This window comes from Neisseria sp. P0007.S010, assembly GCF_051962875.1.
GTDB lineage: Bacteria > Pseudomonadota > Gammaproteobacteria > Burkholderiales > Neisseriaceae > Neisseria > Neisseria subflava_A.
The window spans coordinates 1-416 of record NZ_JBQCUX010000036.1 but is presented as its reverse complement, the minus strand read 5'-3'; the positions used below and the strand labels follow the sequence as shown (position 1 = coordinate 416).

Annotated in this window: 1 pseudogene; it reads left to right on the top strand. The window is 56.2% G+C overall.

Annotated features, from left to right (window positions below):
- Positions 1 to 416 (top strand): annotated as a pseudogene (locus tag ACTHR7_RS10800) (hypothetical protein); the annotation flags it as partial.

The window sequence follows — 416 nt, the reverse complement described above, 5'->3', positions numbered from 1 at the left end:
AACGGCAGCCAACTGTTTGCGACCAACCAAAACGTAGCGACAAACGCCGCCAATATCGCCAAAGGCATCAACTTCGGCGGTACCGCCGGCAGCAACAACTACGCATTGGGCGACACCATCAATGTCAAAGGCGACAGCAATATCATCAGCGAAACCGTAGCCGGTGGCGCACAGCTGAAACTGGCCAAAGACATCACCGTTGACAGCGTCACCGCAGGCAACAGCAAACTGAATACAGACGGCCTCACCATTACCGGTGGCCCGAGTGTGATCAAGTCAGGCATCAATGCCGCCAGCAAGAAAGTAACCAACGTAGCCGCCGGTACCGATGACGCCGATGCCGTCAACTACAGCCAGCTGAAACAGCAAAGCGCCGCCGCCCGTACCGAAGTTGCAGCCGGTACCAACATCAAAGA